The 13183-nt window shown below is 71.2% G+C and carries 12 protein-coding genes; 6 read left to right on the plus strand and 6 right to left on the minus strand.

Annotation, left to right across the window (positions count from 1 at the left end):
• Positions 1 to 161 precede the first annotated feature (161 nt).
• Positions 162 to 737: a regulatory protein RecX gene (locus AC5020_RS16500; protein ID WP_464989083.1), complete on the plus strand. Its 576-nt coding sequence runs from the start codon at positions 162 to 164 to the stop codon at positions 735 to 737.
• A 37-nt stretch (positions 738 to 774) separates the two neighbouring features.
• Here the strand turns inward: AC5020_RS16500 and AC5020_RS16505 are convergent, their stop codons facing one another.
• From AC5020_RS16505 to AC5020_RS16520, 4 genes are all read right to left on the minus strand, one after another.
• On the minus strand, positions 775 to 1644 hold the full coding sequence (locus tag AC5020_RS16505) for an amino acid ABC transporter permease (protein WP_377020404.1): 870 nt from the start codon (positions 1642 to 1644) through the stop codon (positions 775 to 777).
• Positions 1641 to 2288: an amino acid ABC transporter permease gene (locus tag AC5020_RS16510; RefSeq protein WP_377020405.1), complete on the minus strand. Its 648-nt coding sequence runs from the start codon at positions 2286 to 2288 to the stop codon at positions 1641 to 1643. Before AC5020_RS16510 ends, AC5020_RS16505 begins: the two co-directional genes overlap by 4 nt.
• Before the next feature lie 84 nt (positions 2289 to 2372).
• On the minus strand, positions 2373 to 3266 hold the full coding sequence (locus tag AC5020_RS16515) for a transporter substrate-binding domain-containing protein (RefSeq protein ID WP_464989084.1): 894 nt from the start codon (positions 3264 to 3266) through the stop codon (positions 2373 to 2375).
• A gap of 34 nt (positions 3267 to 3300) precedes the next feature.
• Positions 3301 to 4080: an amino acid ABC transporter ATP-binding protein gene (locus AC5020_RS16520; RefSeq protein WP_464989085.1), complete on the minus strand. Its 780-nt coding sequence runs from the start codon at positions 4078 to 4080 to the stop codon at positions 3301 to 3303.
• A 241-nt stretch (positions 4081 to 4321) separates the two neighbouring features.
• Between AC5020_RS16520 and miaB the strand changes: the two genes are divergently transcribed.
• On the plus strand, positions 4322 to 5953 hold the full coding sequence (miaB, locus tag AC5020_RS16525) for a tRNA (N6-isopentenyl adenosine(37)-C2)-methylthiotransferase MiaB (protein WP_464989086.1): 1632 nt from the start codon (positions 4322 to 4324) through the stop codon (positions 5951 to 5953).
• A gap of 11 nt (positions 5954 to 5964) precedes the next feature.
• Here the strand turns inward: miaB and AC5020_RS16530 are convergent, their stop codons facing one another.
• Positions 5965 to 6450, minus strand: a complete 486-nt coding sequence (locus AC5020_RS16530) for a YbjN domain-containing protein (RefSeq protein ID WP_377020409.1) — start codon at positions 6448 to 6450, stop codon at positions 5965 to 5967.
• A 147-nt stretch (positions 6451 to 6597) separates the two neighbouring features.
• On the opposite strand from AC5020_RS16530, the gene miaA reads away from it, so the two are divergent.
• Both miaA and dapF read left to right on the plus strand, forming a co-directional pair.
• Entirely contained in the window at positions 6598 to 7695 is a 1098-nt protein-coding gene (miaA, locus tag AC5020_RS16535; RefSeq protein ID WP_464989087.1) for a tRNA (adenosine(37)-N6)-dimethylallyltransferase MiaA, read from the plus strand.
• On the plus strand, positions 7692 to 8540 hold the full coding sequence (gene dapF / locus AC5020_RS16540) for a diaminopimelate epimerase (RefSeq protein ID WP_464989088.1): 849 nt from the start codon (positions 7692 to 7694) through the stop codon (positions 8538 to 8540). The genes miaA and dapF overlap by 4 nt, the downstream gene beginning before the upstream one ends.
• Before the next feature lie 36 nt (positions 8541 to 8576).
• Here dapF and AC5020_RS16545 read toward each other — a convergent pair whose 3' ends face one another.
• Positions 8577 to 9191 (minus strand): class I SAM-dependent methyltransferase, encoded by a 615-nt coding sequence (locus AC5020_RS16545; protein ID WP_377803309.1) that lies wholly within the window; start codon positions 9189 to 9191, stop codon positions 8577 to 8579.
• A 234-nt stretch (positions 9192 to 9425) separates the two neighbouring features.
• On the opposite strand from AC5020_RS16545, the gene hflX reads away from it, so the two are divergent.
• Together hflX and AC5020_RS16555 are read left to right on the plus strand one after the other, a co-directional pair.
• The gene (hflX, locus tag AC5020_RS16550; RefSeq protein WP_377020414.1) at positions 9426 to 10994 is read left to right on the plus strand and encodes a GTPase HflX; all 1569 of its coding nucleotides are present in this window, start codon (positions 9426 to 9428) and stop codon (positions 10992 to 10994) included.
• Positions 10995 to 11029: 35 nt separating this feature from the next.
• Positions 11030 to 13060: an ATP-dependent DNA helicase gene (locus AC5020_RS16555; RefSeq protein WP_464989089.1), complete on the plus strand. Its 2031-nt coding sequence runs from the start codon at positions 11030 to 11032 to the stop codon at positions 13058 to 13060.
• The last annotated feature ends 123 nt before the right edge of the window (positions 13061 to 13183 follow it).

Raw genomic sequence — 13183 nt, forward strand, 5'->3', positions numbered from 1 at the left:
CCCCCCCCCCCCCCCCCCCCCCCCCCCCCCCCCCCCCCCCCCCCCCCCCCCCCCCCCCCCCCCCCCCCCCCCCCCCCCCCCCCCCCCCCCCCCCCCCCCCCCCCCCCCCCCCCCCCCCCCCCCCCGCTCTCCTTGCGCAGAAAGATCCGGCCGAGGCGGCGGTGCGCGAGCGCCTTGAGCGCCGCACGCGCCAGATTCTCGACGCGCCCAGAAACGGCCCGGACCCGGAGGCCATCGAGCGTGAGAAGGCGGTCGTGCACGAGTGCCGCTATCTGATGCGGCTGCTGTCCATGCGCCGGCGATCGGCCGGGGAGCTGCGTGACCGCCTCGGCCAGCGAGAGGTTCCCGCGGCGATCGCCCATGAGGCGATGGCCCGTATCGAGCGGGCCGGACTGCTCGATGACATCGCCTTCGCCCACGAATGGGTCCAGCAGCGCCGCACCCTGCGCGCACTGGGTGACGAGGCGCTGCGACGCGAGCTCGAGGACCGGCGTGTCGCCGCGGCGGACATCGACGCGGCGCTGGCCGCAGGAGAGAGCGACGAGGAGGCGCGGTGCCGAGACCTCGTGCGCTCGCGCCTGGGCGATCGCGACCGGGAACGGCTGCGCACCGAGAGGGACGGAAGCCACCGGCGCCGGTTGTCGAGGCGGCTGGACGCCCTGCTCACCCGCAAGGGCTACCCCGGTGACCTCGCGGTGCGAGTGATCGCCGGCGAGCTGCGTGCCGCCGCCGAGTAGTACCGCGGGCCCGGTGGTACCGCGAGGAGACGTCGGCTCAGTCCGGGACCTCTGCCGCCCCGGTGACCCGCGCGGGAGCCTTCCGCGCCAGGCTGCTGCGGTGCTGAACCCACACTGCCACCCGTGACAGCGTGATGTTCAGCGCGATGTAGATGGCCGCGCCCACCGCGAGCAGCGGCAGGAGGTACGCCGCGTTGGTCAGGGCGTCCGAGACCCGACTGACCCCTCGCAGCAGTTCGGCGTAGCCCACGATGTAGCCCAGCGAGGAATCCTTGACCAGCACCACGCCCTGAGCGATGAGCGAGGGCAGCATCATCCGCACGGCCTGAGGCAGTTGGATGTCGCGGTAGATGAGCATCGGGCCCATCCCCACCGACTGGGCCGCCTCCGTCTGTCCCTTGGGCAGGGCGGTGATGCCGGCCCGCAGGATCTCCGCGAAGACGGCGCTGTTGTACAGCACGAGCCCGAACACGACGGCCATCAGCGGCGTGGCCCCGGGCAGCACCAGAATGCCGAAGAACATCACCAGCACGACCGGCAGGCCGCGGAAGATCTCGATGATCCCGGTCGCCAGCCACCGCAGCGGAGCGATGGGGGAGGCTCGCACCGAGACCAGCACCACCGCCAGCAGGGCGGCCAGCGGCAGCGCTATCACCGCTGCCAGCAACGTATTGCCCAGCCCGCGGAAGATCGCCTGCCAGACATGGCGGGTCTCGAAGCCTGCGAAGTTCGTCGGGACGTCGACCAGTACGGCCCAGCGGTCGTCGAACACCCCATTGAGGTACAGGCGGTAGGCGAACAGGCCGGCGCCCACGAGCAGCACCACCGTGAGGACCCCGGAGATGAGGCGGGACCGCCGCCTCTCCGCAGGGCCGGCGACGTCGTACAGGACGGGTCCGGTCGTCATCGGGCGAACGCCACCTTCCGCTCGAGGTGTCCTGCCAGTTGGCCCAGCGGGATGCAGATGATCAGATAGCACGCGGCCACGCCGACCAGGATCGCGATGACATCGGCCGAGTAGACGTTGGTCAACCGGCGGGACATCGCGAACAGCTCCAGCACGCTGAAGGCCCCGGCGACCGACGTGTTCTTCACCAGAGCGATGAACACGCTGATCAGCGGCGGGATGGCGGTGCGGAAAGCCTGGGGGAGCACGACGATGCTCAGGTTCTGCGTGAACGACATGCCCAGCGATCGGGCCGCCTCGGCCTGGCCCACCGCGACCGAGTTGACGCCCGAGCGCACCGCCTCGGCGACGAAGGCCGAGGTGTAGCACGACAGCGCGATGACGGCTGCCGTCTTGTACCCGAACGTGAAGCCCATCGACGGGGTCACGAACACATAGAAGAAGAACACGATCGTCAGCGGCGTGTTCCGTAGGAACTCCGTGTACCCGGTGGCCAGGGCGCGCAGCGGAGCGTACGGGGAGACCCGCATTCCGGCGATGACGGTCCCGGCCACCAGCGAGATCAGGCCGGCGAGCACGGCCAGCGTCAGCGTCGTGCTGAAGGCGGTCCACAGCATGTCGCGTTCGATGACGAACGTATCCACGGGCAGCTCCTGGCAGGGGCGTCGGGCCGGCTCAGGACGAGCCGGCCCGACGGGGGACGAGGGGGGATCTGGGCGGTCGGGCGCTCAGTAGCGGTCGACCTCGGGCGGTTCGGGAGTCGGCAGCACGCTGCCTGCGGTCTCCTCCCAGGCGGTCTGCCAGGAGCCGTCCTTGTAGGCGGCCTCCAGCGTGTCGTTGAGGAAGCTGCGGAAGTCGTCATCGCCCAGAGCCAGGCCGATGCCGTAGGGCTCGTCGGTGAAGGTCTCTCCGTCGTTCACCAGTTTCAGGTTGTCCGGATCCTGCTCGACGAAGCCCGCCAGGATCACGTTGTCCGTGGTCACCGCCTCGACCTGACCGTTGGTCAGGGCCGTGACGCAGTTGGAGTACGTGTCGAAGGTCTGCAGCTCGGCGTCGGGGTGGTTGTCGCGGATGTACTGCGCCGGCGTGGAGCCCTCCACGGAGGCGACCGTCTTGCCGGCAAGCGAGTCCTCCCCGGTGATGTCCTCGTTGTCGGCGAGGACCATCAGCGCCTGGCCGGCGACGTAGTACGGCCCGGCGAAGTCCACGACTTCCTTGCGCTCGTCGGTGATGGAGTAGGTCGCCACGACGATGTCGACCTGCCCGCCCTCGAGGAAGGGTTCACGGTTCGCGGAGACCGTCTCCCTCCATTCGATGTTCTCGGGATCGATGCCGAGGGCGCCGGCGACGATCTTGCCGATCTCGACGTCGAAGCCGACCGGATCGCCGTCGGGCCCGGCCTGGCCGAACAGGGGCTGGTCGAACTTGGTGCCGATCGTGATGCTGCCGGCCTCCGCGAGGGCGGCCATGGTCGAGCCCTCGGGGAAGTCACCGGCGGCGACGTCCTGGACCTCGGGCTCGCCGCCGCTCTCGCCGCTGCCGCCGCAGGCCGCCAGGGTGGCGGCGGCGACGGTGCCGGCCGTGCCGGTCAGGAAGAGGCGTCGGTTCAGGGACCTGCTCATGATGTTCTCCTTCGAAGGGGCGTGGGCGATGCGGTCAGTGGTCGAGGATCTTGCCCAGGAAGTCCCGGGCACGGTCGGTCTGGGGAGCGGAGAAGAACTCCTCGGGCGTACGGACCTCGAGGATGCGTCCGGCATCCATGAACACGACTCGGTCCGCGGTGCGGCGCGCGAAGCCCATCTCGTGGGTGACGACGATCATCGTCATGCCGTCCTGGGCCAGTCCCGTCATCACCTCGATGACCTCACTGATCATCTCGGGGTCGAGCGCCGACGTGGGCTCGTCGAAGAGCATCACCTTCGGGTTCATGGCCAGGGAGCGGGCGATGGCCACGCGCTGCTGCTGGCCACCGGAGAGCTGCGCGGGCAGCTTGTCGGCCTGATCGGCCACGCCCACCCGTTCCAGCAGCTCCATGCCGCTGCGCTCGGCCTCGCGTCGCGGGATGCCCTTGACCTTGATCGGCGCGACGGTGACGTTCTGGAGCACGGTCTTGTGCGCGAAGAGGTTGAACGCCTGGAAGACCATGCCGACCTCGGAACGCAGAGCCGCCAGCCCCGGCCCCGACGTGGGCAGGGCCTGGCCATCGATGCGGATCTCGCCGGCGTCGATGGTCTCGAGGCGATTGATGGTGCGGCACAGCGTCGACTTGCCGGAGCCCGACGGGCCGAGCACCACCACCACCTCGCCGGCGGAGACCTCGAGATCGATGTCCTGGAGGACATGCAGGTCACCGAAATGCTTCTGGACACCCGAGACGGAGACGAGGCTTTGCGTCGACGGCCGTCCCGCCGCAACTCCGGGGCTGATCTGAGTCATACGCGCACGCTATGGCACAGCTGCGCCTGCTCCCTGCCGCCCGGCCGCACCGTCACGACTTTGTGACCTTCTCAGAGCGTGTGAGAGCGGGTGAAGGTGCTGGTGAGGGCTGTCGGATGAGGCCGGGCGGACCCATGGCCGGCGTGCGGGGTGCAGCCCGTGGCGCCCCGGTGGGCGGAGCCCGTGGCGCGCGGGCGGGCAGAGCACAGCGCGGCCGTGTCCGCCGTACCCTGGTGCCACTATGTCGCTCAGTGTCTCCAGCTCTCTCGCTTCGCAGTCCGACGCATCCGCCGCGCCGTCCCCGCACGGGGCCGGCGGCGCGACCCCCGGTGAGCCGCGCGGCACCTACCAGGTGCGCACCTTCGGCTGCCAGATGAACGTCCACGACTCGGAGCGCCTGACCGGCATGCTCGAGGACGCCGGCTATGTCGCCGCGCGCCCCGGAGCCGAGCCCCGTCGCGGCGAGGTCGACGTGGTCGTGTTCAACACCTGTGCGGTGCGCGAGAACGCGGACAACAAGCTCTACGGGACCCTCGGGGCCCTGCGTCCCGGCAAGGACGCCCATCCCGGCATGCAGATCGCGGTCGGCGGGTGCCTCGCGCAGAAGGACCGCGCCGCCATCGTCGAGCGCGCCCCCTGGGTCGACGTCGTCTTCGGCACCCACAACATCGGCTCCCTGCCGGTGCTGCTGGACCGCGCCCAGCACAACCGCGAGGCGCAGGTCGAGATCCTCGACTCGCTCGAGACGTTCCCCTCGACGCTGCCCACCAAGCGCGAATCCTTCTACGCGGCATGGGTCTCCATCAGCGTCGGCTGCAACAACACCTGCACGTTCTGCATCGTGCCCTCGCTGCGCGGCACGGAGAAGGACCGCCGGCCCGGAGAGATCCTCGCCGAGGTCCGTGACGTGGTCGCCGCCGGCGCCAACGAGGTGACGCTGCTGGGTCAGAACGTGAACTCCTACGGGGTCGAGTTCGGAGACCGTGGCGCCTTCGCGAAGCTCCTGCGAGCCTGCGGCGACATCGATGGTCTGGAACGGGTCCGGTTCACCTCGCCGCACCCCGCGATGTTCACCGACGACGTCATCGAGGCGATGGCCGAGACGCCGAACGTCATGCCGCAGCTGCACATGCCGCTCCAGTCCGGGTCCGACGCCGTGCTGCGGCGGATGAAGCGCTCCTACCGCTCCAAGAAGTTCCTCGGCATCCTGGACCGGGTGCGCGAGCAGATCCCCGAGGCCGCCATCACCACCGACATCATCGTCGGCTTCCCCGGCGAGACCGAGGAGGACTTCCAGGCCACCCTCGATGTGGTCGAGTCCTCGCGCTTCTCCAGCGCCTTCACCTTCCAGTACTCGATCCGCCCGGGCACGCCGGCGGCGACCATGGAGGACCAGGTGCCCAAGGAGGTCGTCCAGGAGCGCTACGAACGGCTGACGGCGCTCCAGGACCGCATCACCTACGAGGAGAACCAGAAGCTCGAAGGCGGCGTCGTGGAGGTGCTCGTGGCCGAGGGCGAAGGCGACCGCGACGAGCGCACCCAGCGCATCTCGGGACGCGCCCGCGACCATCGCCTGGTCCACCTCTCCCTGCCGCAGGGGCTGCCGGCCGCATCTCGCCCCCGACCGGGGGATCTGGTCACCGCGACCGTCACCCGTGCCGCCCCGCACTACCTGATCGCGGACAGCGCGCTGGCCGCGGCCCCGGGGACGGAGCCCTCGCCCGAACAGTTCTCGGTGCGACGCACCCGTTCCGGCGACGCCTGGGAGGCCGGGGTGCAGGGTCTGGATACGGGCTCAGCCTGCGGCACCGGCCACGGCGGCGGGTCCGAGGGGCCCGTCACCCTCGGGATGCCGAGCCTGCGCACGCCCTGAGCGGGGAAGCCTCAGCTGTCGAGCTCGTCCAGCTCCGCCCCGAGGCGCTCCTCGAGACTGCGGAAGAAGGCGATCACGGTGCTGAGGCCGCACTTGATGGCGCTGTCGAGCTGGGAGTCCAGCGCGCCGGCCCGGAAATCCGCGGCCAGCTCGCCGTACACGCCGAGCAGTCCCTCGGACTCCCGGCGCACGTAGACCTTGGGCCAGATCCGGTTCATGTTCCACTCGTTGCAGAGCTTGATCATCTCGACCTTGCGGGAGATGTCCACGGAGTGGCTCCAGCGGCCGCGGGTCTGCAGGACGCCATGGTCCTCGCCGGAGAGCATGAACTGGAACCGGTAGTCATCGAAGCGGGCGCGGAGGATCTCCGGGTGCTCCTCGTCCTCGACGAACGCATACCCGTGCCGCGTCAGGCACTCCTCGACCCTCTTGAGGGACATCGGGGCCAGAGAATCGGTCGAGTCCGTCAGTTCGGGGGACTCGTGCGGTGCAGTCACTTCCAACCTCGGACAGTGCTCTAGGAGATGCGGATCGGCCCGGGGCCCGGACCGCCGCACACATTACTCCCTCCAACCGGATCCTGAACTGGGCGCCGGCCGTGATTCCGCTGACTGCGAGCAACGCCGCAGGCTAAGGTGCCGAGCATGGATTCCGAGCCTCATGCGCGCCGCGCCCCGGAGCAGGCGCGGACCGGGCCTCCTCCCGGACGTGAGGAGGACGGGGAGGCGGGCGTGGCCGATGCGATCGAGGCGCCGCTGATCGCGATCGTGGGCGCCACCGCCACGGGGAAGTCAGATCTCGCCATCGCCCTGGCCCGCCGCGTCGGCGGCGAGGTGGTCAACGCCGACGCCCTCCAGTTCTACCGCGGCATGGACATCGGCACCGCGAAGGTGCCGCCAGGGGAGCGGGACGGCGTACCCCATCATCTGCTGGACGTGCTCGAGGTGACCGAAGAGGCGAGCGTCTCCGCGTATCAGCAGCAGGCCCGTGCCGCCATCGCGCACATCCGCGCCCGGGGGCGGGTTCCGATCCTGGTCGGCGGCTCCGGTCTCTACGTGCGGGCCGTGCTGGACGACATCGAGTTCCCCCCGACGGACGCCGCCCTCCGCGCGCGACTGGAGGCGCGCGCTGAGGAGATCGGCCCGCGCGCCCTGCATGACGAGCTGGCACGGACCGACCCCGAGGCGGCCGACGTGATCGGACCCCAGGACACCCGTCGGATCGTGCGGGCGCTGGAGGTCGGCGAACTCACCGGCCGACCCTTCACGGCGTTCCTGCCCCGGCCGCACTACGCGGACCCCCGCACCCTGCAGATCGGGCTGCGCCTGGACCGGACCGAGCTGCACGAGCGCATCGCACGACGGGTCGAGGTGATGGTGGAGCGCGGGCTGCTCGAGGAGATCCGGGGGCTGCGGGAGCGCGGGCTCGACCGGGGCCTGACAGCGCGCCGCGCGATCGGCTACGAACAGGGCCTGGCCGTGCTCGACGGCGCGATGACCTGCCAGGAGGCCATCGAGGCCACCGTCGTCGGAACCCGCCGGCTGGTGCGCAAACAGGACACCTGGTTCCGCCGGGACGCGCGGGTGCAGTGGATCGATGCCCCCGCAGGCGGCGGAACCGGCGACCTCGAGCGCGCGCTCGCTCGCGCGATGACCGCGATCGAGACCGCGCGGGTCGGGAGCGAGGCGCCGATCACGGCGTCGGGGCATCACGAGACGAAGAGACATAGGCTCGGACCATGACCGAGAGAATGCGATTCACCAAGGGGCACGGGACCGAGAACGATTTCGTGCTCCTGGACGACCCCGAGGGCGAGCTGGACCTGGATCCGGCGACCGTCGCCGCGCTGTGCGATCGCCGCTCCGGCGTCGGCGCCGACGGGGTGATCCGCGCCGTCCGCACGCAGCGGGCCGGCATCGACGCTCCCGGCGACGCCCCGGAGTGGTTCATGGACTACCGCAACGCCGACGGATCGGCCGCCGAGATGTGCGGCAACGGCGTGCGCGTGCTCGCCGCGCATCTGCAGCGCGCCGCCCACGTCCAGGAGGACCGCTTCGAGATCTGGACCCGGTCCGGACTCCGCACCATCGAGATCCTGGCGCACCCGGACGCCGGTTCCCCGAGCTGGTCCGTGCGCGTGGGGATGGGGCCGAGCAGGATCGGCGAGGACTCGCGCACCGTCGAGATCGCGGGGCGCGCGCTGGCCGCGACCGACGTGGACATGGGCAATCCCCACGCCGTCGCCTTCCTCCCCGCCGAGCTGGCCCTCGACGAGCTCGACCTCTCCCGTCGGCCGGTCCTCGACCCCGAGCCCGCCGACGGCGCCAACATCGAGCTGGTCTCCGAGCGCGGGGAGCGCCACGTGGCGATGCGGGTGTTCGAACGCGGCGTGGGCGAGACCCGCTCGTGCGGGACCGGCGTCGCCGCCGTCGCGGTCGCCGCGGCGCTGCGCGCCGGGGACGGCTCGCGGCAGCCGTGGCGAGTGGACGTACCCGGCGGCACCCTGCAGGTGGGCTGGACCGGGGTCGGCGAGGTCACGCTGACAGGACCGGCCGTGCTGGTGGCCGACGGCGTCACGCTGATCTGAGAAGGCCGACGCTGCCCGGGGCCGGTGACCGGGGGCTCAGCGTGCCGGGCCGACCTCCAGGACCCGGAACCCCTTCGCACTGGCCACCTTCGCGACCTCCCGCGCGCTCAGCTGCTGGTCGAGCCAGCGGGCGAGCGGGTCAGCGCCCAGATTCTTGCCGACGACGAGAGCGGCCGTCCCGTGCGGTGACAGCTTCGCCGTCCACGTCAGCAGCAGCTCGTGCAGAGCCTGTTTGCCGATCCTGATCGGCGGGTTCGACCAGATCGCATCCAGTGCGATGTCCTCCGGGAACTCCTCCGGTGCGACCACTCGCACGTTCTCCAGTCCCAGCCCGTCGGCGTTCTCGGCGGTCAGCTGCCGTGCACGCTCACTGACGTCCACGGCCCACACCTCCGCATCGGGCCGCAGCAGGGCCGCGGTCAGCGCGATCGGACCCCACCCGCATCCCAGATCGAGGATCCTCGCCCCCGGTGGCGGCTCCGTGATCTCGTCGAGCCGGTCCAGCAGGACGGCGGTCGCCTTGTCCAGGCCATGACCGCTGAACACCGAGGCGCTCGAGACGAGCTCGAGATCACGACCGGCCAGACGCACACGCAGCGGGAAGCGTCGGTCCTCGGACGCGGGGGAGGGGGTGAAGTAGTGCTCGGCCACCCCAGCAGGATACGGATCTCGCCGTCGGCGCAGCGCCCGGGGACAGGTGCGGCGGAGGAGGCGCCGGCTCCCTGCGGACCCTGGGCCTGAGCTGCCCGCAGGCCGGGGCACGGGCTCCCTGCGGACCGGATGGTCGTGATCCCCGATGCGCCCTGGGCAAAATCTCTCGACCGCGATGGCCGGGCGTGGGATTCTGGAGGAACCACGTTGTCCCACCCGAGGAGTGCCCCGATCGTGCCCATTGCTTTCCATCCAGAACCCGAATCTGACACGGACGTCGACGGGACCACCATGGGAAGGCCCGGGGCCGAGGACCGCACCGCCAACTCCACCGGCCCGGAGACGCCCTCCCCGGCGTCCCCCCACCGGGACCCGCTGACCGAGCGGATCCTCTCCCGCGGCGAGGCCGCGGCCCCGTCGGCCGGCTTCACCTCCGACGCCGACGGCGAACAGCTCGATCTCGCCGACCGTCAGGCCCTGCGCCGCGTGGCGGGACTGTCGACCGAGCTCGAGGACGTCACCGAGGTCGAGTACCGCCAGCTGCGCCTGGAGCGCGTGGTGCTGGCCGGCCTCTACACCTCGGGCAACGCCGAGGAGGCGGAGACCAGCCTGCACGAGCTGGCGGCGCTCGCCGAGACCGCCGGCTCCGAGGTGCTCGACGGGATCCTGCAGCGCCGAGCCCACCCTGACCCGGCCACCTTCCTCGGCCGCGGCAAGGCCGCCGAGCTCGCCGACATCGTGACGGCCACCGGGGCGGACACTGTGATCGCCGACGGCGAGCTCGCTCCCGGCCAGCGTCGCGCGCTCGAGGACATCATCAAGGTCAAGGTCATCGACCGCACCGCGCTGATCCTGGACATCTTCGCCCAGCACGCCCGCTCCCGCGAGGGCAAGGCACAGGTCGAGCTGGCCCAGCTCGAGTACCTGCTCCCGCGGCTCCGCGGCTGGGGCGAATCGATGTCCCGGCAGGCCGGCGGCCGTGTCGCCGCGGGCGGCGCGGGGATGGGGTCGCGCGGTCCCGGTGAGACGAAGATCGAACTCGACCGGCGGCGCATCCGCGACCGCATGTCCAAACTGCGCCGCGAGATCCGCGCGATGAAGCCGGGCCGAGACGCCCAGCGCGCCGACCGCAAGCGCAACCAGGTCCCCGCCGTGGCGATCGCCGGATACACCAATGCCGGCAAGTCCTCGCTGCTGAACCGGCTCACCGGCGCCGGGGCGCTGGTCGAGAACGCCCTGTTCGCGACCCTGGACCCGACGGTGCGGCGCTCGGCCACGCCGGACGGTCGCGAATTCACCTACGCCGACACCGTCGGCTTCGTGCGGCACCTGCCCACGCAGCTGATCGAAGCGTTCCGCTCCACGCTCGAGGAGGTCGGCGACGCCGATCTGCTGCTGCATGTGGTCGATGCCTCCCACCCCGATCCCGAGGGTCAGATCCGGGCCGTGCGCACGGTCCTCGGGGAGCTGGAGGGCTTCGACGTCCCCGAGATCGTGGTGCTGAACAAGGCCGACATCGCCGAGCCGGAGACCATCGCCCGCCTGCGCAGCGTGGTGGGGGATTCCGTCGTGGTCTCCGCGCGCACCGGGATGGGGATCGAGGAGCTGCGCGAGCGGATCGCCGAGCGACTGCCCCGCCCCGCGGTCGAGGTCGACGTGCTCGTGCCCTACTTCCGGGGAGACCTCGTCTCCAGGGTCCACACCACGGGAGAGGTGCTCTCCGAGGAGCACCTCATGGAGGGCACGAAGCTGCATGCCCGCGTGGATGAGGCGCTCGCCGCAGAGCTCAACGGCGCGGCCTGAGCCGTCCTCGGATCCGGCGCGGATACGCTGGAGAGATGACCGCTCTCACTGATCCCGGCACCGCCCCGGGATCCGCCGACATCGAGCTGACCGCCCTGATGGACGCGGCGGTCTCGGCCATCGGCGGGTCGCCGCGGCCGGGTCAGCAGGCCATGGCCGAGGCGGTGGGGACGGCGATGAGCGGCGGTCGCCACCTGCTGGTGCAGGCGGGCACGGGCACCGGCAAGTCCTTGGCCTATCTGGTCCCTGCGCTGCGGCACGCGCTGGTCAGCCGCCGCCCCGTGGTCATCTCCACGGCGACCATCGCGCTGCAGACGCAGATCGTTCGCAAGGACCTGCCGCGGCTCGTCGAGGCCCTCGCCCCGCACCTGCCCCGGACCCCGACCTTCTCGCTGCTGAAGGGACGCGGCAACTACCTGTGCCGCCACAAGATCGACGGCGGCTATCCGGTCGACATCGACCCGGGCGCCCTGTTCGCGGAGGCCTCGACGGACCCCGCCCGCAGCGGCAGCGAACGCCTGGGGGACCAGGTGCGGCGACTGCGCGAGTGGGCGGAGGAGACCGACAGCGGAGACCGCGACTCCCTCGCCGATCCCGTCTCCGACCGCGCCTGGCGCCAGGTCTCCGTCACCGGCTCCCAGTGTCTGGGCGGGACGTGCCCGATGGTGGATTCGTGCTTCGCCGAGCGCAGCCGGGAGCTGGCCCGCGAGGTCGACATCATCGTGACCAACCACGCGCTGCTGGCGATCGATGCCTTCGACAACCACGGCATCATCCCCGAGCACGACGTCGTCGTCTTCGACGAGGCGCATGACCTCTCCGGGCGCGTGACGGGTGCCGTCACCGAGGTGCTCAGCCCCGGGATGCTGCGCGGCACGGTGCGGGACCTGCGCGGGCTGGGTGTGGCCGCCACGGCGCTCGACGACGCCTCCGAGGAGCTGCGTGAAGCGCTCGAACTCGCGCCGGACGGCCGAGTGATCGGGGACCTGCCGGACCGGCTCGCCGACGCGATCCAGCAGTTGCGTATCGAGGCCCGTACCGCGCACTCCGACGCCAAGGACGCCGGCGAGGACGGCACCGTCGGCGCGGCGGGGTCCCGCAAGGCCGTGAGGGCGAACCTCCAGGAGATCATCGACGTCTGTGAACGACTGGCGTCCCCGGGGGAGGACGACGTGGTCTCGGTCTCGCACTCCCCGGCGACCGGGCGCCCCAGCATCCAGGTCGCGCCGCTCAGCGTGGCCGCGGCCATGCGAGGCGCGATCCTGGAGAGCCGCACTGCCGTTCTCACCTCGGCCACGCTCGCACTCGGCGGCCGGTTCGAACCCGCTGCCGGAGAGGTGGGCCTTGCGCGAGCGGACCGGATGGAGCCGGACGCCGTCCCGTCGCTGGAGAACTCGAGCGCGTGGGCCGGGCTGGACGTCGGGAGCCCGTTCGCGTACCGCCGCCAGGGCATCCTCTACACCGCGCGCCACCTTCCCCAGCCCGGGCGCGAGGGGCCGTCGCCCGCGATGCTCGACCATCTCACCGATCTGGTCGAGGCCTCGCGCGGGGGAGCGCTGTGCCTGTTCTCCTCCCGGCGTGGGGCCGAGCTCGCCGCGGAGCACGTGCGGGCCCGCCTCGATCTCACGATCGGGGTCCAGGGCGAGGACTCGATGGCCAACCTGGTGCGGATCTTCCGCGACGACGAGGACGCGAGCCTGTTCGGAACGCTCACCCTCTGGCAGGGCGTGGACGTCTCGGGTCGCTCGCTGCGTCTGGTCACCATCGACCGGATCCCCTTCCCGCGCCCCGATGAGCCGCTGACCTCGGCCCGTCAGGAGCGGATCGGTCAGCGCGGGGGCAACGGGTTCATGTCGGTCTCCGCCCAGCACGCCGCGCTGCTGATGGCTCAGGGCGCCGGGCGCCTGATCCGGTCGCACGAGGACCGCGGGATGGTCGCCGTGCTGGATCCGCGACTGGCAACGGCCCGGTACGGAGGATTCCTGCGGGAGTCCATGCCACCGCTGTGGCCGACCTCAGACCCGGAGGTCGCGCTCGGCGCGCTGCGCCGTCTCGCCGAGAGCTGATATGTAGGTCCTTCTGTCAAGTGTGCAGGGTGAAGCGGGGGCATCCACTGGCCGGTGGGTGCCCCCGCTTCGGCGTTCACGGGGTGCTTCTCGGGGTTCGCGTGTCTGTTCGACGCGTGGTCA

The sequence above is a fragment of the Brachybacterium sp. SYSU DS0246 genome, from assembly GCF_059391765.1.

Coding starts and splice junctions, on each gene's coding strand:
- AC5020_RS16505 (WP_377020404.1), bottom strand. CDS start 1,644: ATGACGACCGGACCCGTCCTGTACGACGTCGCCGGCCCTGCGGAGAGG.
- dapF (WP_464989088.1), top strand. CDS start 7,692: ATGACCGAGAGAATGCGATTCACCAAGGGGCACGGGACCGAGAACGAT.
- miaB (WP_464989086.1), top strand. CDS start 4,322: ATGTCGCTCAGTGTCTCCAGCTCTCTCGCTTCGCAGTCCGACGCATCC.
- miaA (WP_464989087.1), top strand. CDS start 6,598: ATGGATTCCGAGCCTCATGCGCGCCGCGCCCCGGAGCAGGCGCGGACC.
- AC5020_RS16515 (WP_464989084.1), bottom strand. CDS start 3,266: ATGAGCAGGTCCCTGAACCGACGCCTCTTCCTGACCGGCACGGCCGGC.
- AC5020_RS16555 (WP_464989089.1), top strand. CDS start 11,030: ATGACCGCTCTCACTGATCCCGGCACCGCCCCGGGATCCGCCGACATC.
- AC5020_RS16520 (WP_464989085.1), bottom strand. CDS start 4,080: ATGACTCAGATCAGCCCCGGAGTTGCGGCGGGACGGCCGTCGACGCAA.